The 22,365-nt window shown below is 59.0% G+C and carries 18 protein-coding genes and 1 tRNA gene; 12 read left to right on the forward strand and 7 right to left on the reverse strand.

The annotated features are described in order from the left end of the window. Positions 1 to 239 precede the first annotated feature (239 nt). Both AC07U5_RS05580 and AC07U5_RS05585 read left to right on the forward strand, forming a co-directional pair. A complete protein-coding gene (locus tag AC07U5_RS05580) occupies positions 240 to 662 on the forward strand; it encodes a secondary thiamine-phosphate synthase enzyme YjbQ (RefSeq protein ID WP_062440417.1) in 423 nt (140 codons plus the stop codon). Between the two features lie 128 nt (positions 663 to 790). Continuing rightward, complete coding sequence (locus AC07U5_RS05585; RefSeq protein WP_494722504.1) at positions 791 to 1,135, forward strand: hypothetical protein; 345 nt, start codon at positions 791 to 793, stop codon at positions 1,133 to 1,135. A gap of 126 nt (positions 1,136 to 1,261) precedes the next feature. Here AC07U5_RS05585 and AC07U5_RS05590 read toward each other — a convergent pair whose 3' ends face one another. After that, complete coding sequence (locus tag AC07U5_RS05590; RefSeq protein WP_111846876.1) at positions 1,262 to 1,996, reverse strand: SIMPL domain-containing protein; 735 nt, start codon at positions 1,994 to 1,996, stop codon at positions 1,262 to 1,264. A gap of 180 nt (positions 1,997 to 2,176) precedes the next feature. On the opposite strand from AC07U5_RS05590, the gene AC07U5_RS05595 reads away from it, so the two are divergent. The 4 genes from AC07U5_RS05595 (at position 2,177) to AC07U5_RS05610 (ending at position 5,792) form a co-directional block, all read left to right on the forward strand. Beyond that, a tRNA-Ile gene (locus AC07U5_RS05595) sits at positions 2,177 to 2,252 on the forward strand. A gap of 132 nt (positions 2,253 to 2,384) precedes the next feature. Continuing rightward, a complete protein-coding gene (locus tag AC07U5_RS05600; RefSeq protein ID WP_494722505.1) occupies positions 2,385 to 3,635 on the forward strand; it encodes an RDD family protein in 1,251 nt (416 codons plus the stop codon). Positions 3,636 to 3,772: 137 nt separating this feature from the next. Next, positions 3,773 to 5,062, forward strand: coding sequence for an RDD family protein (locus AC07U5_RS05605; RefSeq protein WP_494722506.1), 1,290 nt, complete (start codon positions 3,773 to 3,775; stop codon positions 5,060 to 5,062). Positions 5,063 to 5,339: 277 nt separating this feature from the next. Next, positions 5,340 to 5,792 (forward strand): hypothetical protein, encoded by a 453-nt coding sequence (locus tag AC07U5_RS05610; protein WP_062426464.1) that lies wholly within the window; start codon positions 5,340 to 5,342, stop codon positions 5,790 to 5,792. A gap of 164 nt (positions 5,793 to 5,956) precedes the next feature. Here AC07U5_RS05610 and AC07U5_RS05615 read toward each other — a convergent pair whose 3' ends face one another. Further along, on the reverse strand, positions 5,957 to 7,204 hold the full coding sequence (locus tag AC07U5_RS05615) for an AGE family epimerase/isomerase (protein WP_494722507.1): 1,248 nt from the start codon (positions 7,202 to 7,204) through the stop codon (positions 5,957 to 5,959). A 189-nt stretch (positions 7,205 to 7,393) separates the two neighbouring features. Between AC07U5_RS05615 and metH the strand changes: the two genes are divergently transcribed. Then, positions 7,394 to 11,167: a methionine synthase gene (gene metH, locus AC07U5_RS05620; protein ID WP_494722508.1), complete on the forward strand. Its 3,774-nt coding sequence runs from the start codon at positions 7,394 to 7,396 to the stop codon at positions 11,165 to 11,167. A 303-nt stretch (positions 11,168 to 11,470) separates the two neighbouring features. Here metH and AC07U5_RS05625 read toward each other — a convergent pair whose 3' ends face one another. Then, the gene (locus AC07U5_RS05625) at positions 11,471 to 12,598 is read right to left on the reverse strand and encodes an S-(hydroxymethyl)glutathione dehydrogenase/class III alcohol dehydrogenase (protein WP_062440438.1); all 1,128 of its coding nucleotides are present in this window, start codon (positions 12,596 to 12,598) and stop codon (positions 11,471 to 11,473) included. Between the two features lie 88 nt (positions 12,599 to 12,686). Beyond that, positions 12,687 to 13,625 carry a DMT family transporter gene (locus AC07U5_RS05630; protein ID WP_062440440.1) on the reverse strand — a complete coding sequence of 313 codons (939 nt, stop codon included), beginning with the start codon at positions 13,623 to 13,625 and terminating at the stop codon, positions 12,687 to 12,689. A 203-nt stretch (positions 13,626 to 13,828) separates the two neighbouring features. Between AC07U5_RS05630 and glmU the strand changes: the two genes are divergently transcribed. From glmU to AC07U5_RS05655, 5 genes are all read left to right on the forward strand, one after another. Next, positions 13,829 to 15,190 (forward strand): bifunctional UDP-N-acetylglucosamine diphosphorylase/glucosamine-1-phosphate N-acetyltransferase GlmU, encoded by a 1,362-nt coding sequence (gene glmU, locus AC07U5_RS05635; protein ID WP_494722509.1) that lies wholly within the window; start codon positions 13,829 to 13,831, stop codon positions 15,188 to 15,190. A gap of 162 nt (positions 15,191 to 15,352) precedes the next feature. After that, positions 15,353 to 17,179, forward strand: coding sequence for a glutamine--fructose-6-phosphate transaminase (isomerizing) (gene glmS, locus AC07U5_RS05640; RefSeq protein ID WP_113327870.1), 1,827 nt, complete (start codon positions 15,353 to 15,355; stop codon positions 17,177 to 17,179). Beyond that, positions 17,176 to 17,679 (forward strand): GNAT family N-acetyltransferase, encoded by a 504-nt coding sequence (locus AC07U5_RS05645; RefSeq protein ID WP_113327871.1) that lies wholly within the window; start codon positions 17,176 to 17,178, stop codon positions 17,677 to 17,679. The genes glmS and AC07U5_RS05645 overlap by 4 nt, the downstream gene beginning before the upstream one ends. Before the next feature lie 115 nt (positions 17,680 to 17,794). Beyond that, positions 17,795 to 18,463, forward strand: coding sequence for a DUF502 domain-containing protein (locus AC07U5_RS05650; RefSeq protein ID WP_062426471.1), 669 nt, complete (start codon positions 17,795 to 17,797; stop codon positions 18,461 to 18,463). Between the two features lie 72 nt (positions 18,464 to 18,535). Then, positions 18,536 to 18,847, forward strand: a complete 312-nt coding sequence (locus tag AC07U5_RS05655) for a hypothetical protein (RefSeq protein WP_494722510.1) — start codon at positions 18,536 to 18,538, stop codon at positions 18,845 to 18,847. Between the two features lie 46 nt (positions 18,848 to 18,893). Here the strand turns inward: AC07U5_RS05655 and AC07U5_RS05660 are convergent, their stop codons facing one another. From AC07U5_RS05660 to AC07U5_RS05670, 3 genes are all read right to left on the reverse strand, one after another. Beyond that, positions 18,894 to 20,228: an MFS transporter gene (locus AC07U5_RS05660; protein ID WP_494722511.1), complete on the reverse strand. Its 1,335-nt coding sequence runs from the start codon at positions 20,226 to 20,228 to the stop codon at positions 18,894 to 18,896. Positions 20,229 to 20,426: 198 nt separating this feature from the next. Next, complete coding sequence (locus AC07U5_RS05665) at positions 20,427 to 21,287, reverse strand: hypothetical protein (RefSeq protein ID WP_494722512.1); 861 nt, start codon at positions 21,285 to 21,287, stop codon at positions 20,427 to 20,429. A 5-nt stretch (positions 21,288 to 21,292) separates the two neighbouring features. Further along, complete coding sequence (locus AC07U5_RS05670; protein WP_111846887.1) at positions 21,293 to 22,336, reverse strand: zinc-dependent alcohol dehydrogenase family protein; 1,044 nt, start codon at positions 22,334 to 22,336, stop codon at positions 21,293 to 21,295. Positions 22,337 to 22,365: the final 29 nt, after the last annotated feature.

The raw sequence follows: 22,365 nt of genomic DNA on the forward strand, positions 1-22,365 counted from the left end.
AAGAGTTGGGCCAGTGGAAATCCCTTGTTATCTCTCTCCCTAAAGGAGAGGGTGCAAAGGTCCCAGAGCCGTTGTCTTGCATTTCGTCAAAAGTGCATATTCCAAGTTCTTCTGCGCTTGCAAGGCAATTCATAGATCGTCTCGTCCGTGAGGTGTGCGTCCAGTACGCACCGACTTTGCCCATAGTGAGCAATAACGGCCAACTTTTACTTTGGTTCCAGCAGTAGGAAAGAATAATTATGCCGCAAAAGACGATTGAACTGAGCACACGGGGACAGGGTCTTTACGAGTTTACCGATGAAGCTGCCGCGTTTGTCAGGAATGCCGGGGCGGAAGAGGGGCTTTTGACGGTGTTCGTGCGGCACACCTCCTGCTCGCTGATCATTCAGGAGAATGCCGACCCGGATGTGCAGCGTGATCTCAAGACATTCTTCTCGCGCCTCGTGCCGCCCTCCAGCGATCCGACGATGCGCTGGGTCGTCCATACGATGGAAGGACCGGATGATATGCCGGCACACATCAAGGCGGCGCTGACGCAGGTCTCGATCGGCATTCCCGTGTCCGCGGGCCGGATGATGCTTGGCACGTGGCAGGGCATCTATCTTTTCGAGCATCGGGATCGTCCGCACCGGCGCGATGTGGTGCTGCATCTTTCCGTTTGAGAGTTTTCCTTGCCTGAACGATGGGTGAATGGCCGGTTCTGATCATGTTCAGCAGCCCTTGATTAGTGTCTGCTCAATCGGTCCGGCGCAAATGCCAGGCCACAGTCTTTAGAAACGGAGCAAGACCCATGATTGGCAACTTTGTAAAAGCAGGTTTGGCAGCCCTTATCGCACTCGGCGGCGTTTCCGCCACAGCCACCAGCGCCTCTGCCGATGGTTTCCGGTACGGCATGTATGTTCAGGATGGCTATCGCCATGGCGGCCACGGTGCCCCGGGTTGGGGCCGTCCGGATCGCGGTCGTGATCGCTGCTCGCCTTGGCTTGCAGAAGAGAAAGCAAGCCGCATGGGCATTCGTCGCGCTCGCGTTGTCGATGTTTCGCCGCGCCGCGTCGTTGTCGCCGGCTTCGATCGCTACGGCCGTGACCGCGTCGTGTTCGCGAATGTTCGTGGCTGCCCGGTCATCCGCCGCTAATCGCTGATCGCTGATCCGATCAGAACAATGCCCCCGCCATGAGAATGGCGGGGGCATTTTTGTTTTGGCCAATATTTCAGCATCGAGATTGGGGAAGGGCGCGCTTGGGAGGCGCGCCCTTTCTGTTTATTGCTCGATGGCGAATGTCACATTGACATTGATGACGTAGGTGTTTTCGCCTGCAGCAATCGGCACGCTGTCTTCCTTTTGCATGGTGGCACGCATCATCGGTGCGGGAACCGGCAATGGGCGGGGGCTGTTCTCGCTGATCTCAAGAACGCGTCCGACCTTCACGCCGGCTGCTTCGGCCAGCGTCTTTGCCTTGGCAACGGCGTTCTCCACCGCCTTCTTGCGTGCATCGGTGAAGACCGCTTCCGGATTGTCGTTGGTGAAGGTGATATCGCCACCCTGGTTGATGCCGAGCTTCACCGACGTATCGAGGATCCCGCCGAGCTTGGTCAGGTCGCGCACCCGCACTGTCAGTCCGTTCGTCACCTGATATCCGGTAATTTCCGGCGGGATATAGACGCCGTCCTTCGGCTCGAACTGCTTATAGACGGGCTGCACCGAAAAATTGGAAGTCTGCAGATCGCGGTCGGCAATGCCGGCCTTCTTCAACGCTGCCTGAACTTCCGTCATCGCCTTGTTGTTTTCGCTCAAGGCCTCGGCGGCCGTTGGCGCCTGCTTCAGGACACTGAAGGAAAGAACGGCCATATCGGGAGCGGTAGAGGCGTTGCCTTCGCCCGAAACCGTAATCGTCGCTTCGCGCGGCTTGGCGTCTTGCGCAAGGGCTGCGAATGGCGCGAGCGCGGCAAGCGTGACGGAGCCAATAGCGATCGAACGAGCCAGTCTGGATACCATGAAAAAGTCCTCTGTTGATGTCCCTCTACATCCTATGGCTTTAGATTATGAGACTATTACGGCATAGATTGTGTCCGCTGATTTTCAACGGCTTGTCGCACCGGAAAAATTGCGTTAGAGCGAGACCCACGCACCGGCTGGACCATTGCAGCCTTGCGCATCGACGCGTCTTGCATCGAAGGGCCTGTAGCTCAATGGTTAGAGCCGGCGGCTCATAACCGCTTGGTTGGGGGTTCGAGTCCCTCCGGGCCCACCATTTTTCTTTTGCTTCAACAGGATAGCGCAAGCATCCTCTCAACGGATGAGAGCTTTGCCGTAGCCATTCTCGCAGCTTTACGGGTTGGGACTGCCTTGCTAAAGCTTGATCGGGGAAGCGGGGCATAGCAGCATGACGATCTGGTACTACACTGTGGGGCAGGAACGCGAAGGGCCTGTCAGCAAAGAGCAAGTCCGCGCGTTGATCGCAAGCGGCAAGATTGTCCGCGATGCCTATGTCTGGCGGGAGGGGATGGCGGACTGGGAGATTGTTGGGACGCATCCCGAGTTTGCAGACGCTTTTGTCACGCCGCCTCCGGTTCCAGTGGTAACACCTCCACCGGTTCCGTCGAAATCTCAGCCCTCGGGCTCAGAGCTCGCTGCCTCGGAGCCACTTCAGCCAAACATAGGTGCTGAACCTCGCTTGCGTCCGTGGCCCCGATTCTGGGCGCGAATATTTGATATGTTGCTGATTGGGCCGTTGCTGTCCGTCTGTATCGTCGTCGCTTCAGCCCTGTACGCGCCGCGTCTCTACATGACTATCTTCACCTATGATATGCTCTTCGGCTTCATCGTTCTCCCAATTGTCGGCGTCGTGCTGGCGATTTGTATGGCTCTGTTCGGGAACACGCCGGGTAAGGCCATTTTAGGTGTGCGGGTTCCGGTGACGCCGGAAGCCAATCGATTTTCGTTCTATCTCAAGCGCGAGTTCAAGGTGTGGTTCTGGGCCTTTGCCCTTGGCATTCCGGTTGTGTTTTTGGTCACCTTCATCGTCCAATATTGGCGCCTGGCCACGGGTCGTCCCGCTGTCTATGACAAGCACAATCTGCCAGTCGTCGCCAATCCGAGCAAACTGCGTCTAACCCTCGGCATTGCACTCGTCGCAGGTCTTTTAGCCGCGAACGTCGCAGGGTGGCGAATGGAGGACAAAGCAGAGGCCGATCTCACGGCTACTCACTATTGGGTCAATCCGGTTACGGGGAACACGGCCACGATCAAAAAACACTGGGAGCTTTTGCCTGACGATCCTGAAGTCCCGAATGCTTTTATCTTCGTTGCCCGCAGGCTGCTGATGGAGGGTCTTTTCAGCTATTTGGAGCTTCCTGCTGAAAACGTCGACCTTCGCGCATATGCTGCTTTTTACGTGGCGCGACTGAAAAACGTCACCTTGACGTCGGATTGGCAGCCGGTTGCGGTGAATCGTGTGCGGGGACTTCGGGCAAGTGGCGTCAGTACCAAGGATGCAAACCAACTGGTAGAGGTGACCGTTGTTGTGGACGGGCGCAATGCGTGGCGGTTATTGATATTCACCGAGGGCGGCTCGGACTTGCAAACAAGCGAGCGGGAAGCCTTTGTCCATGAGCTGTTCGGAACGGCTCGATAGCCCTTCCGATGTGCCGTCCAAGCCCTCAAATTCGACCGAATCTTGGCAAAAACCGTCGATCCGAGTTCCGTCATACAAAATTATCGTCCTGCTATGGTCTGCTAAAACGCAGCCGGGAAAACGAGGCGTGAAACGGTATGGCTGACTGGTATTACACCATCGGGCCGAAGCGCGGAGGCCCCGTCGACGAGGAGATTATTCGCAGGCTGATCGAGACTGGTCATGTCACCCGCGACGACTACCTCTGGCACGAACAGATGACGGACTGGGAGAAGGCCGGTCTCAATCGCGTTTTTGCCGATAGTTTTGCATCACTGGCCCTCGGGTCTGAGGAACAGCGTGTCGCGCCGAAACCGTTCTTTTTGCCCGCGCGTCCTTGGCGCCGCCTATGGGCAAGGCTTTTCGATCTATTGATGATGTCACCTTTGTTCACGATCGTCGGACACGACATCTTGGTTGCTGCTTACCTCTATTTCCATGGGAACCGACCCGGTCTTCTCCTCGCTGCACTCGTCCTGTATCTAATGCTGATCTCTCTCGCAGCTATGATACCCGCAATATGCATGGCTTTATTTGGCACCACGCCAGGCAAGGCCATATTCGGCGTATGGGTGTTTGCGCCTCACGAGAGTTTTTGGCCACGTTTCAGATTTTATTTCGGTCGCGAGTACAGGGTGTGGTTTTGGGGGTGTGTGATGGGCATCCCGCCGTTGTTCATTCTCACATTCCTTTTTCAGTACAGGCGACTGAAGGTCGATCTGAACGCGAGCTATGACAGGGAACGCTCGAGTGTGTTGGTGCTTCGGCCAAGCCGCATCGCAGCCTTGATCATGGTGCCGGTTATGCTGCTTCTCATCGGTTGCGCTATTGTAAATGTGAGCGACTATCGCTCCGACGAAAGGATCACTGCGAGCCATGGCGCTCTTCCCGTGCCATCTTACGAGAGTGTCCCCTTCGATCGGATGGTCGTACCGAATTTGACACCGACCGACTCAACCAAAACATGGGTGAATCCCAGGTCGGGCAGGGGCGCCAGGATCAGCAAAATCTGGGAGCACCCTTATAATGACTCCTCTAAAGACACCTTCGTCTTCCGGGCGCCGACGCTGGGGATGACAGCACTGGTTTCCCACGAGCTTATTGGGAATGACGGCGCCGATCCGACGGCTTATCTGAAGGATCTGGAAAGACGCGTCGGCCATATCATGAAAAGCACCTCCGATTGGGGGGCAGCCTATGTCAACGGAGTGCAGATCATGCGGGTATCCGGAATTGCCACGACTGCATCGGAAACACGCGCAGAACTCACGGTTTTCATGAGGGGTGGAAATGCTTGGCTGGCCTTGATAGTGACGCCAGGAAATTCCGAACTGCAGTCGATCGAAAGAAAGAATTTTTTGAGTGCGATATTCGGAACAGTCAATTGAGTGGACGTCCGTTCCCGTTGGCTCCTGGTCGCCCGATCCTGTATGACAAAGGATATCCGCCAGTTGTCGCGGATTCAGGCAAGTTGCGCCTCACCGTGGCGATCAAGGGCTTGATGGTCTTTTCGGTTCGGAGTGCTCTTGTCACGCCGACTTTACTGCGTCTGCCTGTGCGGCTTCGCGTTTAGGGCTATAAGGGGAGCTTCGTATGCGTTTTGTCGACGGCCTTGGGAGAAAAAACACTGACTGACATCATGTCGTATATCGCGGAGCGTCGTTCATGATCGTCGGCATCGTTCTGACGGTCGCCTTGCTGTTGTTTCTGATGGCTTTCCCGCGACATCTGAAACCTGTTGTGGCGGCACTTGCCGTGGTGTGGGCCTGCCTCGGAGGCTGGGTTTTGTTTGATTGGGTCCGCTCTGGCGAAAGGCTGGAGAAGATCATTGCTACGGCGGCCTATGATCCGACCTGTCGGGATGAGAATGCGCCGATCCGGGTGAGCTTTCAGAATACTAATGATGTGGCGGTCGAGCGGTTGACCTATACGCTGGAAGGTTTTGAGCCCGCCTTCCGTGCGCCGATTTCGCTCGAGGCCTATCAGCCAAACGAAAGGCGGTTGGGGCCGCATGAGAGCTATGCCGCCTGCCGGCCATTTCGGTTGCGCAGCAATGAGCAAGCCGATCCCGCGCGGCTGGAATGGCGTGTGACGGTCAACTCAGCAGATTTCGAGTGAGCTTCCTGATGGCGCGGCGATACAGCATCGGCCCGAAAATCGGACTCGATTTTTGGAAAGCACGATGCGTAGATTCAAAAAGGTAAAGCGTCCTTTGTGCGTCCAATAGGACGCACGGCGCTTTAGAGTCTCTGCGCTTCGCCGTGCCATTTGTCATGCTTCAATCAGAAGCGCGCTCCTTTTTCGGCGATCATCTTCGTCAGGCTGCCATCCGCCGGGAAAAGCGGGATGAGGCAGGCTTGAAGGGCGTGGTAGATGTCTCCCTTGCCGGGGAAGAGGGTGTTGGCCGGAACGAGGTCTTCCGTCAGTTCCTCATGCCAGCCACCGAATTGATGATCGAGGAAGGTGTTGGCAATCGTGCTCCAGATGCGGCGATAGCTGTCTTCGTAGAACTCGTCGGCGGGCAGATGCTCGTTGAGGAAGTGGGCCGCACCGGCGGCTTCGCACATCGGCCACCAGAGCTTTTCCGTCTTGGCAGGCGTGTTGTCCCAGTCGAGCGTATAGAAGAAACCGCCTTTTTCGCGGTCCCAGCCGAGCGCCATGGACTGGACGAAGAGTGACTTGGCGGCGGTCGGCATCCAGTCGTGCTTGCGCTCACCCAGGATCCAGAGCTGCAGGATGAGGCGAGACCATTCCAGCCAGTGTCCGGGCGTGGAGCCTGAGGGGCGGAACATCTCGTTGCCGCGATAATCCTTGTCCAGCACCCAGTTCTCATCGAAATGCTCCGGCACGCGGAAGTCAAGCGCGCCAGCGGCGCGGCGGATGATGAGGTCGGCAATGCGTTCTGCCTTGATGAGATAGGACGTGTCGCCCGTGGCCTCGAAGGCGGCCATCAGGGCTTCGGTCAGATGCATGTTGGAATTCTGGCCGCGATAGTTTTCGATCGGCGACCAGTCTCGGTGGAACTCTTCATTGATGGCGCCGTGCGTCTCTTCCCAGAATCGGGTTTCGAGAACCTCGGTCACATCGGCCAGCATCGCATCGGCCAGCGGATGACCGACGACCTTGGCGGAGGAGGCGGCGAGAAGCACGAAGGCGTGGCCGTACCCCTGCTTGGTGGCGTCGGCAGGGCCGTTGTCGTCCACCTGCCAGAAATAGCCGCCATGCTCCTGGTCGCGGTGCTTGTCCCAAAGATAGGTCATGCCATGGTCGACAATATCGCCGCAGCCGGGGCGACCGAGCAGGTGTCCGATGGAGAAGCAATGGACCATGCGGGCAGACGCGTGGATGCCGCGCACCGGATTGTCGTCGGAGAGGGGAGCGCCTTTCCGGTCGAGATCGAAGAAGCCGCCTTTGGGATTGACCGCGCGATACTGGAAGAAGTCGAAGAGGCCTTCCGCCTGCTTTACCAGCCATTGGCGATGCCAGGGCAGCGTGCTCCAATAGGCTTTCGTGCTTTCCGTCTCGGTCATCCGTTCCTCCTTTGATGCGCTGTTGGAGCATACCTATATCTTTGAGGCGCAAGGGTGTCATCCACGGTCGGAATTTCGTAGCTTCCTTTTTAGCCCAGAACCGCGAATGTCGGATGATATGTTGACATAAAGATATCTTTATGTGACTTGATATCTTGCTGATTTGCAAAGAATGAGGAGTGAGTGCCGATGTTGGACGATCTGTTTGGCCCCCTGGGCGGCAAACGCGACGGCGCGGAAATTCTCAAGGCGCTGAAACAGGCGGCTGAAGAGCGCATCCTCATTCTCGATGGCGCCATGGGCACGCAGATTCAGGGGCTTGGATTTGACGAAGACCACTTCCGCGGTGATCGTTTCATTGGGTGTGCCTGTCACCAGAAGGGCAATAACGATCTTCTGATCCTGACGCAGCCGGATGCGATCGAGGATATCCATTTCCGCTACGCCATGGCGGGGGCGGATATTCTGGAGACCAACACGTTTTCATCGACGCGCATCGCGCAGGCCGATTACGAGATGGAAGGCGCGGTCTATGACCTCAACCGCGAGGGCGCCTTCATTGTGCGCCGTGCCGCCCAACGTGCCGAGCGCGAGGATGGCCGCCGCCGTTTCGTCGCAGGTGCCATCGGCCCGACCAACCGCACCGCGTCGATCTCGCCGGATGTGAACAATCCCGGCTACCGCGCTGTCAGCTTCGACGATCTGCGTGCTGCCTATGGTGAGCAGATCGACGGTCTGATCGATGGCGGTGCCGACCTCATCCTTATTGAAACCATCTTCGACACGCTGAACGCCAAGGCCGCGATCTTCGCCTGCGAGGAGCGCTTTGCTGCCAAGGGCATTCATCTGCCGGTGATGATTTCCGGCACGATCACCGACCTTTCCGGCCGCACGCTGTCGGGCCAGACGCCGTCGGCCTTCTGGAACTCGGTGCGTCACGCCAACCCGTTTACCATCGGTCTCAACTGTGCGCTCGGTGCCAACGCCATGCGTCCGCATTTGCAGGAACTGTCGGATGTGGCCGATACCTTCATCTGCGCCTATCCGAATGCCGGCCTGCCGAACGAGTTCGGCCAGTATGACGAAACGCCGGAGATGATGGCGGCACAGGTTGCCGAGTTTGCCCGCGAAGGACTGGTCAATGTGGTGGGCGGTTGCTGCGGCTCGACGCCGGAGCATATTCGCGCCATTGCGGACGCCGTGAAGGGTTTTGAGCCGCGCAAGGTGCCGGAACACAAGTCCTTCATGTCGCTGTCCGGCCTTGAGCCCTTCGTGCTGACCAAGGACATTCCCTTCGTCAATGTCGGCGAGCGCACGAACGTGACGGGCTCTGCCAAGTTTCGCAAGCTGATCACCGCTGGCGACTATACAGCTGCACTTGCCGTCGCCCGCGATCAGGTGGAAAATGGCGCACAGATCATCGACATCAACATGGATGAGGGCCTGATCGACAGCCAGAAGGCCATGGTCGAGTTCCTCAATCTGATTGCCGCCGAGCCGGATATTGCCCGTGTGCCGGTGATGATCGACAGCTCCAAATGGGAAATCATCGAGGCTGGCCTGAAATGCGTTCAGGGCAAGTCGATCGTCAACTCCATCTCGCTGAAGGAAGGCGAGGAGAAGTTTCTCGAGCAGGCGCGTCTGGTGCGCAATTACGGCGCTGCCGTCGTCGTCATGGCGTTTGACGAAGTGGGGCAGGCCGATACCTATGAGCGCAAGGTCGAGATCTGCACGCGCGCCTACAAGCTCCTGACGGAGAAGGCCGGGATTCTGCCCGAAGACATCATCTTCGACCCGAATGTGTTTGCTGTCGCAACAGGCATCGAAGAGCACAATAATTATGGCGTGGACTTCATCCAGGCCACCAAGACCATCCGCGAAACCATGCCGCTCGTGCATATTTCCGGAGGTGTCTCGAACCTGTCCTTCTCCTTCCGCGGCAATGAGCCCGTGCGTGAGGCGATGCATGCTGTGTTCTTGTATCATGCGATCCAGGTCGGCATGGATATGGGCATCGTCAATGCGGGTCAGCTTGCGGTCTATGAGAGCATCGATGCGGAACTGCGCGAGGCTTGCGAAGATGTGGTGCTGAACCGCAACCCCAACGCGACCGAACGGCTGCTCGAAATTGCCGAACGTTACCGCGGTACGGGTGCCAAGGAAGGCAAGGTTCAGGATCTGTCGTGGCGTGAACTCCCCGTTGAGAAGCGGCTGGAGCATGCGCTGGTCAATGGCATCACCGAATATATCGATGCCGATACGGAAGAGGCGCGCCAGCAGGCGGCTCGTCCGCTGCATGTCATCGAAGGTCCGCTGATGGCGGGCATGAATGTGGTCGGCGATCTATTCGGTTCAGGCAAGATGTTCCTGCCGCAGGTGGTGAAATCCGCCCGTGTGATGAAGCAGGCGGTTGCCGTTCTTCTTCCCTATATGGAAGAGGAAAAGCGCCTGAATGGTGGCGATCAGCGCAAGTCGGCCGGCAAGGTGCTGATGGCGACGGTGAAGGGCGATGTCCACGATATCGGCAAGAACATCGTCGGCGTCGTTCTCGCCTGCAACAATTACGAGATCATCGATCTCGGCGTGATGGTGCCGACCACCAAGATTCTTGAGACCGCCGTGGCGGAGAAGGTCGATGTCATCGGTCTTTCCGGCCTTATCACGCCGTCGCTGGATGAAATGGTGCATGTGGCCTCCGAGATGGAGCGCATGGGGCTCGATCTGCCGCTTCTGATCGGTGGGGCGACGACCAGCCGCGTGCATACGGCGGTGAAGATCCATCCGCGTTACGAGAAGGGCCAGGCGATCTATGTGACGGACGCCTCGCGCGCGGTCGGCGTGGTGTCTGCACTTCTGTCGGAAGATCAGAAGCCAGCCTATATTGACGGCATTCGCGCCGAATATGCCAAGGTTGCCGATGCGCATGCGCGCAATGAACGCGAAAAGCAGCGCCTGCCGCTGTCGCGTGCACGCGAAAACGCGCAGAAGGTGGATTGGACAGGCTATCAGCCGGTCAAGCCGCAATTCATCGGTACCAAGACATTCGAGGGCTACGATCTCGAAGAGCTGTCGCGCTATATCGACTGGACGCCTTTCTTCCAGACCTGGGAATTGAAGGGTCGTTTCCCAGCCATTCTCGAGGATGAGAAGCAGGGTGAGGCAGCACGCCATCTTTATGCCGATGCGCAGGCCATGCTGAAGAAGATCATCGAGGAAAAGTGGTTCCGCCCGCGCGCGGTGATCGGCTTCTGGCCGGCCAATGCGGTGGGGGACGATATTCGTCTGTTCACCGATGAGAGCCGCACCTCGGAGCTTGAGACCTTCTACACGCTGCGTCAACAGCTTTCCAAGCGCGATGGACGGCCCAATGTCGCACTGTCGGATTTCGTCGCGCCGAAGGACAGTGGCATTGCCGACTATGTCGGCGGCTTCGTGGTGACGGCGGGTATCGAGGAAGTGGCCATTGCCGAACGCTTCGAACGGGCCAATGACGACTATTCATCCATTCTGGTGAAGGCGCTGGCCGACCGTTTCGCGGAAGCCTTTGCCGAGCGCATGCATGAACGGGTGCGCAAGGAGTTCTGGGGCTATGCGCCGGATGAGCGCTTCAGCAGTGAAGACCTTGTTGGAGAGGCCTATGCCGGTATTCGCCCGGCGCCCGGCTATCCGGCCCAGCCCGACCATACGGAGAAGGACACGCTCTTCCGCCTTCTGGATGCGACAAACCAGACGGGTGTGGTGCTGACGGAGAGCTATGCCATGTGGCCTGGATCGTCTGTCTCCGGTCTCTATATCGGCCATCCCGAGAGCTATTACTTTGGCGTTGCCAAGGTGGAGCGGGATCAGGTTGAGGATTATGCTCGGCGCAAGGGCATGCCCGTGAAGGATATTGAGCGCTGGCTTGGGCCAGTGCTGAATTATGTGCCGGTGGATGCGGCGAAGGATGTTGAGACGGCGGCTTGAGTCGGGGGCGGGCTGTCTGCGTGCTTCGTGTTCGCGGCGGCACCCCCCTCTGTCCTGCCGGACATCTCCCCCTCAAGGGGGGAGATCGGGTGGGGCGACCGCTCGGGCATCTCTAATGTTGCGGACGGATTGACGAGCTACCTCCTTGCTGATCTCCCCACTTGAGGGGGAGATGCCCGGCAGGGCAGAGGGGGGTAACGGTCCCGCAATCGCTTACATCGAAAAGAAAGAGGGGCCCCGCAGCCCCTCCAAAACCACAAACGGTAAAACCCTCACAGCCTTCCGCGCCAGCCATTCCTCACATCAATAGACGACGACGCCGCGGATGCTTTCGCCCTTGTGCATCAGGTCGAAGCCCTTGTTGATGTCTTCAAGCGGCATGGTGTGGGTAATCATCGGGTCGATCTGGATCTTGCCTTCCATGTACCAGTCAACGATCTTCGGAACGTCGGTGCGGCCGCGGGCGCCGCCGAAGGCCGTGCCCATCCAGTTGCGGCCGGTGACCAGCTGGAACGGGCGGGTGGAGATTTCCTGGCCAGCACCTGCGACGCCGATAATGACCGATTTGCCCCAGCCGCGATGCGAGGCCTCGAGCGCCTGGCGCATGACCTTGGTGTTGCCGGTGCAGTCGAAGGTGTAATCCGCGCCGCCGATCAGGTCGCCATTGCGCTTCGTCATGTTGACGAGATAGGGCACGATATCGTCGCCGACGTCCTTCGGGTTGACGAAATGTGTCATGCCGAATTTTTCGCCCCAGGCCTTGCGGTCATTGTTGATGTCGACGCCGATGATCATGTCCGCGCCGGCAAGGCGCAGGCCCTGAAGCACGTTGAGGCCGATGCCGCCGAGACCGAAGACGATTGCCGTCGAGCCGATCTCGACCTTGGCCGTATTGATGACCGCGCCGATGCCGGTCGTCACGCCGCAGCCGATGTAGCAGACCTTGTCGAATGGCGCGTCCGGGTTGATCTTGGCAACCGCAATTTCCGGCAAAACCGTGTAATTGGCGAAGGTGGAGCAGCCCATATAGTGATGGATCTTGTCCTTGCCGATGGAGAAGCGGCTGGTGCCGTCCGGCATCACGCCCTGGCCCTGGGTGGAGCGGATCGCGGTGCAGAGGTTGGTCTTTCGCGAGGTGCAGGAATAGCATTCGCGGCATTCCGGCGTGTAGAGCGGGATGACGTGGTCACCCTTCTTGACCGAAGTAACGCCGGGGCCGACATCGACGACGATACCGGCACCTTCATGGCCGAGGATCGCGGGGAAGAGACCTTCCGGATCGGCGCCGGAGAGGGTGAAATCGTCCGTATGGCAGATGCCGGTCGCCTTGACCTCGATCAGCACCTCGCCGGCGCGTGGGCCTTCCAGCTGAACGGTCATAACTTCCAATGGCTTGCCTGCCTGAACGGCGACTGCGGCGCGAACGTCCATCGTCTCGTCTCCTTCGTGTTTTTGTCATTCGTGGAAGCACTTTTTGCCCGACGCGGGCCTCATGAACAAGTGCAGTTGCGGCAATTCCTCAAACTTCCGCGACCTCTGTCATCTTGAGGCGGCGGGCGCTCAGCCTTTCGCGCCAGATGATGAAGAGGCCGGATGCCACGATGATGACGATGCCGAGCCATTTGGACGGCGTCGGAAAATCGGAAAACAGCAGGTATCCCAGAATGGTGGCGGAGATGATCTCGAAGTACTGAAAGGGGGCAAGCAGCGACACCGGCGCAAGCCGAAAGGCCTTGACCACGAGGAGATGCATATAGCCGGAGATCGAGCCGAGAAGGATCAGGAGAACGAGCCCATGATCCCAGCCCGGCAGGGACATTTCGAAATTGGCGTCTCCGAAGCCAGTGCCGATCAAAAGAGCTCCGCCCATGAAGATCGTTCCGGCGATGCCGGCCATCGTCTGCATCACCAACGGGCTGTCGCCATCGCCGATCGCGCGGTTGAGGAAGAGATAGAGGGTGAAGAGGAAAGCGCAGGCGACCGGCAGAAGCGAGGTGAGGCCGAAAAGCTCGAAACTCGGCTGGATGACGATCATTGCGCCGATGAACCCGACGGCAATGGCGCTCCAGCGCATCCAGCCAACCCGCTCGCCAAGAAACAGGGCCGACATGATGGTGAGCAGGAAGGGTTCGACGAAATAGATGGCGAAGACATCGGCAAGCGGCATGTATTTGACGGCGGCAAAAAATGTCAGGCTCGCGGCCGCATGCAGGACGCCGCGCAGCAGGTTGAGCCAAGGGCGCTTGGCATGGATCAGCGACTTCGGCGACATGAAGAGCAGCAGCGGCAGGGTGCAGACCAACTGGAAGAAGAAGCGGTAGAAGGTCACCTGGCCGGGGGACATGCCGGCATGGGCCATATATTTCGCAATCGCATCCATTACCGGCAGCACGATCATGCAGGCCGCCATGATGAGCATGCCGCGGACCGGCTGGCTGATGCTGTGCGAAGAGGACATGGGAGATTTCCGCATTTCGGGATGGGGTGGTCGCGGCAGATTAGAGGATTCTTTGGCGGTTGAAAGCGCGTTCTCGCCATTCACGGGCCTAACAACGCCGCCATCACGCCGCTTTTCAAGCCGTCACGCAATTTCCATGGTGTCTTTATCGTCGAGCGGTTATAGCGGGCAAAAGACATCCGATGCTTGGAATGGAGATATCAGTGGAACGCACCTGTCTTGCCGTCATTCTCGCCGCCGGTGAAAGCACACGCATGAAATCCTCCATGTCGAAGGTTTTGCATCCGGTTGCTGGTCGCCAGATGATTGCGCATGTGATGCAGGCGGTTTCCGGTGCGGGCGTGAGTGCCGCCGCTCTCGTCGTAGGTCGTGATGCGGACAAGGTGGCGTATGCCGCGCGGGTGGCGGGCGTTTCTGTCGAGCCTTATCTGCAGAAGGAACGTCTCGGCACGGGCAACGCCGTGCTTGCGGCGCGCGAAGCCATCGAGAAGGGCTTCGACGATATTCTGATCGCCTATGGCGACGTACCGTTGCTGACGGGGGAGACGCTGAACCGGGCGCGACAGGCGCTGACCGACAATGTCGATGTCGTCGTCATCGGGTTTCACACTGATAAACCAACGGGTTACGGACGTCTTCTTGTGCAGGATGGTGAGCTGGTCGCCATACGCGAGGAGAAGGATGCGAGCGACGACGAGCGCAAGGTCACATGGTGCAATAGCGGCCTGATGGCGATCAATGGTCGCCGGGCGCTGGATCTGCTCGACCGCATCGGCAACAACAATGTCAAGGGCGAATATTATCTGACCGACATCGTCGAGATCGCCCGCGCTCAGGGCGGCAGGGCTGTGGCTGTCGATGCGCCCGAAACGGAAATGACCGGCTGCAACAACCGCGCCGAGCTCGCCATCATCGAAAGGCTCTGGCAGGAGCGGGCGCGTCATCAGTTGATGATCGACGGCGTTTCGATGATTGCGCCGGAAACCGTTTTTCTGTCCTGGGATACCAAGATCGGTCAGGACGCTCTGATCGAGCCGAATGTGGTGATTGGTCCTGGCGTCACCATCGAATCGGGTGCCGTCATTCATGCCTTCTCGCATCTGGAAGGCGCGCATGTCAGCGCCGGGGCAACCGTTGGTCCGTATGCGCGGCTTCGTCCGGGCGCCAATCTGGCGGCGAAATCCAAGGTCGGCAATTTCTGCGAAATCAAGAAGGCTGAGATCGGCGAGGGTGCCAAGGTCAATCACCTGACCTATATCGGCGATGCCTTCGTCGGCGCGGGCAGCAATATCGGCGCGGGCACGATCACCTGTAACTACGACGGTATCAACAAGCACGAGACGCGGATCGGCAAAAATGCCTTCATCGGCTCCAACTCAGCGCTCGTGGCACCCGTAACCATTGGTGATGATGCTTACATCGCCTCCGGCAGTGTGATTACCGATGATGTTCCAGGCGATGCGCTGGCTTTCGGTCGAGCGCGCCAGGAGGTCAAGGAAGGTCGCGCCAGTGTGCTTCGCGCCCGCGCCCAGGCGATCAAGGATGCCAAGAAGAAACCGGCGTAACCTTCTGACAAAGGTAACGAATAGACATTGAAAGTGACCGCGGTTGCGATTGCGGTTTTTGCGGAAATCGCTACGACTTCCGCCATTGAAAAAGCATCCGTCAGGAGACCTGACTCGGTTTTCGGATCATCGGATGCTCACCAAAAAATCTTGGAGACCTGTATGTGCGGCATCGTCGGAATTGTTGGAACGCAACCGGTTGCGGAGCGCCTTGTGGATGCGCTGAAGCGGCTGGAATATCGGGGCTATGACTCCGCAGGCGTTGCAACGATCCATGACGGCGCAATGGACCGCCGCCGCGCCGAGGGCAAGCTCTTCAATCTGGAGAAGAAGCTCTCCGAAGAGCCGCTTCCCGGAATCACCGGCATTGCACACACCCGCTGGGCAACGCATGGCGTTCCGAACGAAACCAATGCCCATCCGCATTTCGTCGATGGCGTCGCCGTCGTTCACAACGGCATCATCGAGAATTTCTCCGAGCTGCGCGAGGAATTGAAGGCCGAGGGCGCGACCTTCACCACCCAGACCGATACGGAAGTGGTGGCGCAGCTGCTCGCCAAGTTCACCCGTGAAGGCCTGTCGCACCGCGATGCGATGCTGACGATGCTGAACCGGGTGACCGGCGCCTTTGCGTTGGTGGTGATGTTCCAGGACGAGCCGGGCACGCTGCTGTCCGCCCGTTCCGGTCCGCCGCTTGCCGTCGGCCATGGACGCGGTGAGATGTTCCTTGGGTCGGATGCGATCGCGCTTTCGCCCTTCACCAACGAGATCACCTATCTGGTGGATGGCGATTGCGCCATCATCACTGCAGCGGGTGCCGAGATCATCGATTTTTCCGGCAAGCCGGTGCAGCGCCAGCGGCAGATTTCCCAGGCGACGGCCTATGTGGTGGACAAGGGCAACCATCGCCACTTCATGGAAAAGGAAATCTACGAGCAGCCGGAAGTCATCTCCCATGCCCTCAGCCACTATGTGGATTTTGCCGACAAGCGGGTGAAGGATGTCGATCCGGCGATCGATTTCTCCAAGCTCACCGGCCTTGCGATTTCCGCCTGCGGAACGGCCTATCTGTCCGGTCTGATCGGCAAATACTGGTTCGAGCGTTATGCGCGTCTTCCGGTGGAGATCGATGTGGCATCCGAATTCCGCTACCGCGAAATGCCGTTGTTGCCGACGCAGGCCGCCCTCTTCATCTCCCAGTCGGGTGAGACGGCGGATACGCTCGCCTCTCTGCGCTACTGCAAGGAGAACGATCTGAAGATCGGCGCGGTCGTCAATGTGCGCGAATCGACCATTGCGCGTGAATCCGATGCGATCTTCCCCATTTTGGCCGGCCCTGAAATCGGCGTTGCCTCCACCAAGGCCTTCACCTGCCAGCTCGCCGTTCTGGCGTCGCTGGCGATCGCAGCCGGTAAGGCACGTGGCACGCTGACGGCAGAGCAGGAAACCGAGCTTGTCCGTCATCTGATCGAGATGCCGCGGGTGATGAGCGAAGTGCTGAACGCCATCCAGCCGCAGATCGAAACCCTGTCGCGCGATCTCTCGCGCTTCAAGGACGTGCTTTATCTTGGCCGCGGCACATCCTTCCCGCTGGCGCTGGAAGGCGCGCTAAAGCTCAAGGAAATTTCCTACATCCATGCGGAAGGCTATGCCGCTGGCGAGTTGAAGCATGGGCCGATTGCGCTGATCGACGAGAACATGCCGGTCATCGTCATTGCGCCGCACGACCGCTTCTTCGAGAAGACCGTATCGAACATGCAGGAGGTGGCAGCCCGCGGTGGGCGCATCATCTTCATCACCGATGCGAAGGGGGCCGCGGCCTCGTCGCTGGAAACAATGGCGACCATCGTGCTGCCGACCGTTGATGAACTCATTGCGCCGATGGTCTTCTCGCTGCCGATCCAGCTGCTTGCCTATCACACGGCCGTCTTCATGGGCACGGATGTGGACCAGCCACGCAATCTGGCGAAGTCGGTCACGGTGGAGTGATAATTCGCCCGGAACAGGTCGGCGATCTCGACGCGATCGGCGTCGTGACGCAGGCGGCGTTCCGGGATGTTCCCTATAGTGACCATAACGAGCACCTCGTCATCGAACGCTTGCGGCGGGCCGGTGCGCTCGCTGTTTCGCTTGTTGCGGAGGAGAATGGGGCGATCACTGGCCACATCGGCTTTTCGCCTGTCGGACTTTCTGGAAGCAGCGACATCTGGTTCGGACTTGGTCCGCTTTCCGTGTTGCCGGAACGGCAGGGGCGGGGTGTCGGTTCGGCGCTCGTTCATCGCGGCCTCGACGCATTGCGCGAATTGAATGCCAGCGGGTGCGTCGTCATGGGCGATCCGGCCTATTACCGTCGCTTCGGTTTTCGCCACGATGAGCGACTGAAGGCCGAAGGCATTGATGACGAATATTTCATGATCCTGCCCTTGCAGGGCGGAACGCCGTCCGGCATTGTCCGTTATCATCAGGCATTCTTCGGTGACATCGCCTAGAGCATTCCGGTGATAACGGGACCACCTTCAATGCTCTCGGTCTCTGTTTTACCGCATTGTCCGACGCCAAAGCGATCACGCTTCGGCTGGAGATGCTCCAACATTCAGTGAGTTGATGACGGATCACCCAATCAGAATTTCCTTCGCCACACGCCTGCGTAACAGCTTTCTGACTGGCGTTCTCATTCTGGCGCCCGTCACGATCACGATGTGGCTGGTCTGGACCTTCCTGCAATGGGCCGATAGCTGGGTGAAGCCGTATATTCCGACGCGGTACGACCCGGAAGAATATTTCAACGTCGCCATTCCCGGTTTCGGCCTGCTGATTGCCGTCATCGGCATCACCGTCATCGGCTTTCTCGGCAACAATCTGATCGGCAAATGGATCGTCGGTGTCGGCGAATCCATCCTCAACCGCATGCCGCTGGTGCGGCCGATCTACAAGAGCATCAAGCAGCTGTTTGAATCGGTGCTGAAGGAGCATTCCAATTCCTTCAAGCGCGTCGGCATGATCGAGTTTCCGTCGCCTGGCACCTGGGCCATGGTCTTCGTCGCATCCGAGGCCAAGGGCGAGCTTGCCTTCCGCTTCAATGAGTTAGGCCAGGAAATGGTGGCGGTGTTCCTGCCGCCAACGCCGGTTCCGACGGCGGGCTTTTTGCTGTTTGTGCCGAAGGACAAGATCATCATGCTCGACATGTCGCCGGAGGACGCCGCGAAGCTTTTGATTTCCGGCGGCCTCGTCGCCCCCGATTTCGAGCCGCCCAAGGCGCTTGCGCCCGTCTGAAACTGCCTGCATCCGTGGCTGGATCGAATCACGAATTTCCCTCAATGTTGCCTCGAACATTTGGGGGAACATATGCGCTTTATTCGAAACGGGGTCATTCCGGTCTTCTCGACGATCATCTTCGCCTTCTTCGGTCTCCTGCTGACCGGGTTGCCAGGATACAATATCGTGACGACGCTTGACGGATGGCCTATCGCCGGTGCCCCGACACCTGCGCAGGTCGATGCCATGATTTCGCAAGGAAAGAGGATGGACAGCCACGTCGATTTCTATGGCGTCGTGCTGCCCGGCGAGCCCCTGTTCTGGACGATCGGGATCATTCTGGTGGCAGCGTTCATCGGCTACAAGCTCGGCTCGGCTTTCAAGATTCCGGCGGCCGGATGATTGGTGGGGAAGGGCGCCACGCGCGCCGCTTCCCTTTTTTGTGTAGTTAGCGCGCCTTAAGCGTCGCCAGTTCTTCCACACCCACATGGCTTTCCACGGCGCTGCCGCGAAGGTGAAGATAAAGCCCGATGAAGAAGGCGAGCACTGCGATGAAGACCAGGTACCAGGCATGCGCCATGGGATTGATCGCAAGTGCTGAACTGACCGCAATTGGCGTCAAGCCGCCGAAGACGGCGTAGGAAACGTTATAGGCGAAGGAGAGGCCTGAGAAACGGACCGATGCCGGGAAGGCGCGGACCATTACATAGGGCACCGCACCCGCCATGCCGACGGAGAGACCCATCACCGCATAAAGCGCAAACATCGTGGTGAGCGACGTTCCGGCATAGCTGTAAAAGGTGAAGGTGGCGACGCCGAAGAAGATGCTGGCGCCCATGAAGAAGATGCCGCTGCCGATACGGTCGATCAGCGCGCCGGCGATGATCACACCGAAGATCAGGAATAGTGTGCCGAAGCTCGTGCCTGCCAGTGCCTGCGTTGGTGTGTAGCCGTAAAGCTTCTGCAGGAAGGTTGCCGTCATCAGCGTCGTGACGACGATGGCCGCGGACAGCACCCAGGTCAGCAGCGCCGAGACCACGACACCGCGCATATGGTTCTTCAGGACGAGGCCGAGCGGCAGCTTGTCCGAGAGCGATTTGGAGTTCTTCATCTGCGTGAAGATCGGCGTTTCTTCCAGCCAGCGGCGCAGATAGACGGCGATCAGGCCGAAGATACCGCCGATGAGGAAGGGGATACGCCAGGCATAGCCGGACACGTCTTCCGGCGTGAAGATGGTGTTGATGGCAAAGGCGATGAGCGAGCCGAGCATGATGCCGAAGGAGAGGCCAGAGGTCAGCAGACCACAGGCAAGGCCGACATAGCGGAAGGGAACGTGTTCAGACACGAAGGTCCAGGCACCGGGAACCTCGCCGCCGATGGCCGCACCCTGGAGCATGCGCAGCACGATGAGCAGGATCGGGGCCGCAACGCCGATCGTCGCATAGGTCGGCATCAACGCCATGCCGAGCGTGGAGAGCGCCATCAGCAGGATCGAGAAGGCGAAGACGCGCTTGCGGCCATAACGGTCGCCATAATGAGCCAGGATGATGCCGCCGATGGGACGCACGAGATAGCCAGCAGCGAAGATGCCGAAGGTCTGGATCATCACCAGCCAGTCGGGCATATCCGGCGGGAAGAAGAGGTGGCCGATCACGGTCGCGAAGAAGACGAAGATGATGAAGTCGTAGAATTCCAGTGCGCCGCCAAGCGCGGAGAGGCCAAGCGTTCTGTAATCCTGCGCATTCAGCGCGCGGGCGGGAACCGGGGTCGTGGTGGGAGACATGAGCGGTTTCTTCTTTCAGGGATCGTTCCCTGTGCCATGCGGTATAGCCGCCGCTAATTCAAGTCTTTTGTCGGCAGATGTCACAGGCTCTTTTAACGCGCGTCGCAATCTTCAAGATTCGCTCCTTGCGCTTTAGTTGGTCCTTTTACCGCATGTCGTTATCGCAAAACCGCTGCACACTTTGGCGTGGACCGTGCTTTAGTTGATCCTGCACAGGATGGCAGTCGTATCGTCCGATTGTTTAAGGCGCGGGTATCTCAGGCCTTCTGGATCGATCGCCCGCTCCAATTGGCGAAGCTCCTTGATCAAGCTTGGCAAGCCCGCGGTAACGGCGCGGCGGATGAGGGAGCCCGGCGTATATTGCCCGTAAAGGCTGACAAGATCGGCCAGCCCATCGGAGCAGATGATGGCCGTAGCGCCGCCGGCGATGTCGATCATCGTGGTGGCGATGTGGTCAGCCGTCTCGGGAACGAGGCTTAAGGACCAGACGGTGCCGTCCGCCGTATTCTGCCTTTCGCGGTTTCGCCGAAGATCGGTAAGCGTCTTTGGATCGCTGGTTGCCATGCCCGCTGCACCGATGCCACCCAGACGCGCGACATGGGCGCGAGCGGCGGCCTGCTCTCGCTCGAAGGCGTCGGGTAGCGCCATCAGACTTTCCTCGCGGCCATCATCGTGAAGAATATAGGCGACGCTATCGCCGAGGCCTGCAAATTGCAGCCCGTTTTGCGTGACGCGCAAGCCTGCGAGTGCCGCGACCGGCCAGGCGTAGCGCGGCTGATCGCCGGCCAAGGCCTCGAAGCTGATCCTGGCATCTTGCGAGATGCGGCGAATGATGTCTGCGAAATCAGCCTCAGGCGTAACCTCGCTCATCAGGCGCTTGGCCGCGAACTCGGCAATCCATGCGGCGTCGGAGCCGAAACCCGTCATGAACTGCTGGTCGCCGAGGCCGGTTGCGCCATCGACGACGAATGCGCTGGAGGCATTCCACGCCAGACGATCTTCGTTGGCGCGCTCTGGCTTGCCGGGATCGCTGATGCTGTCGATGACGTCAATCTGCATGGGTATCACTCGAAGCGGTTGATGATGCTGATGCCGCTATCCTTGAAGCTATCCATCGCGGGTAGCGCCGTGACGGCATCGGTGAGCGAAATGTGCTTGCCGATAAGCTTTTGCGGCGAAAGCTTGCCTGTGCGGATCATTGCCAGCATGTCGTCATAGCGCCAGGCCTGCATGCCGTGGCTGCCATAGATTTCCAACTCATGGGCGATCACACGGGCCATCGGGATCTGCGGCATGGAATGATCGGCGAGCATCAGGCCCACTTGAACGTGGCGACCTCGGCGGCGGAGATTGCTGATGGAGTTGCAGCAGGTTTGCGGATGTCCGAGCGCATCGACGGAGACATGCGCGCCGCCGCCGGTCGCATCGCGCACGGCTTCGGTCACATCGGCAACATTGCGGCTGTTGATGGTGACGGTGGCGCCGAGTTCCTTTGCCAGCGCCAGCTTGTCATCGGCAATATCGATCGCGACGATCTGCGCGCCAAGCCCGGCACCAATCATGATGGCGGAAAGGCCCACACCGCCGCAGCCGTGAACCGCGAGCCACTCGCCACCCTTCAGGCGACCCTGATCGACAACGGCGCGGAAGGAGGTGGCAAAACGGCAGCCGAGGCTTGCCGCGGTATCGAAGCTCATCTCATCCGGCATATGGACGAGATTCTGGTCGGCATAGTCGATCGCGACATATTCGGCGAAGGAGCCCCAATGGGTAAAGCCCGGCTGAAACTGCGTTTCGCAAACCTGCTGGTTGCCCGAGCGGCACTCCTGGCAGTGGCCGCAGCCGGAGACAAAGGGAACGGTGACGCGGTCACCGACCTTGAAGCGCATGACATTCTTGCCGACGGCGGAGATCACGCCTGCGAATTCGTGACCCGGCACATGGGGCAGGTGGATGTCGCTGTCGTGACCCATCCAGCCGTGCCAGTCGCTGCGGCACAGACCGGTTGCCTTGACTGAAATCACCACGCCGCCCGGCGTGGGTTCAGGGTCCGGCAGGCTCGCAATTTTCGGAGCTTCGCCAAACCGTTCGTAGAATAATGCGCGCATAGGTGCCTCCTGATCTGGCCCGGAGTTAC

It is taken from the genome of Agrobacterium sp. GW821-FHT02D03, from assembly GCF_059421725.1.

Bases quoted from the DNA above. Each gene is read 5' to 3' on its own strand.
- metH (WP_494722508.1), top strand. From the start codon at position 7,394: ATGTTGGACGATCTGTTTGGCCCCCTGGGCGGCAAACGCGACGGCGCG.
- AC07U5_RS05630 (WP_062440440.1), bottom strand. From the start codon at position 13,625: ATGTCCTCTTCGCACAGCATCAGCCAGCCGGTCCGCGGCATGCTCATC.
- AC07U5_RS05655 (WP_494722510.1), top strand. From the start codon at position 18,536: ATGCGCTTTATTCGAAACGGGGTCATTCCGGTCTTCTCGACGATCATC.
- AC07U5_RS05625 (WP_062440438.1), bottom strand. From the start codon at position 12,598: ATGGACGTTCGCGCCGCAGTCGCCGTTCAGGCAGGCAAGCCATTGGAA.
- AC07U5_RS05590 (WP_111846876.1), bottom strand. From the start codon at position 1,996: ATGGTATCCAGACTGGCTCGTTCGATCGCTATTGGCTCCGTCACGCTT.
- AC07U5_RS05660 (WP_494722511.1), bottom strand. From the start codon at position 20,228: ATGTCTCCCACCACGACCCCGGTTCCCGCCCGCGCGCTGAATGCGCAG.
- AC07U5_RS05580 (WP_062440417.1), top strand. From the start codon at position 240: ATGCCGCAAAAGACGATTGAACTGAGCACACGGGGACAGGGTCTTTAC.
- glmS (WP_113327870.1), top strand. From the start codon at position 15,353: ATGTGCGGCATCGTCGGAATTGTTGGAACGCAACCGGTTGCGGAGCGC.
- AC07U5_RS05585 (WP_494722504.1), top strand. From the start codon at position 791: ATGATTGGCAACTTTGTAAAAGCAGGTTTGGCAGCCCTTATCGCACTC.
- AC07U5_RS05670 (WP_111846887.1), bottom strand. From the start codon at position 22,336: ATGCGCGCATTATTCTACGAACGGTTTGGCGAAGCTCCGAAAATTGCG.
- AC07U5_RS05665 (WP_494722512.1), bottom strand. From the start codon at position 21,287: ATGCAGATTGACGTCATCGACAGCATCAGCGATCCCGGCAAGCCAGAG.
- AC07U5_RS05615 (WP_494722507.1), bottom strand. From the start codon at position 7,204: ATGACCGAGACGGAAAGCACGAAAGCCTATTGGAGCACGCTGCCCTGG.
- AC07U5_RS05650 (WP_062426471.1), top strand. From the start codon at position 17,795: ATGACGGATCACCCAATCAGAATTTCCTTCGCCACACGCCTGCGTAAC.
- AC07U5_RS05605 (WP_494722506.1), top strand. From the start codon at position 3,773: ATGGCTGACTGGTATTACACCATCGGGCCGAAGCGCGGAGGCCCCGTC.
- AC07U5_RS05600 (WP_494722505.1), top strand. From the start codon at position 2,385: ATGACGATCTGGTACTACACTGTGGGGCAGGAACGCGAAGGGCCTGTC.
- AC07U5_RS05610 (WP_062426464.1), top strand. From the start codon at position 5,340: ATGATCGTCGGCATCGTTCTGACGGTCGCCTTGCTGTTGTTTCTGATG.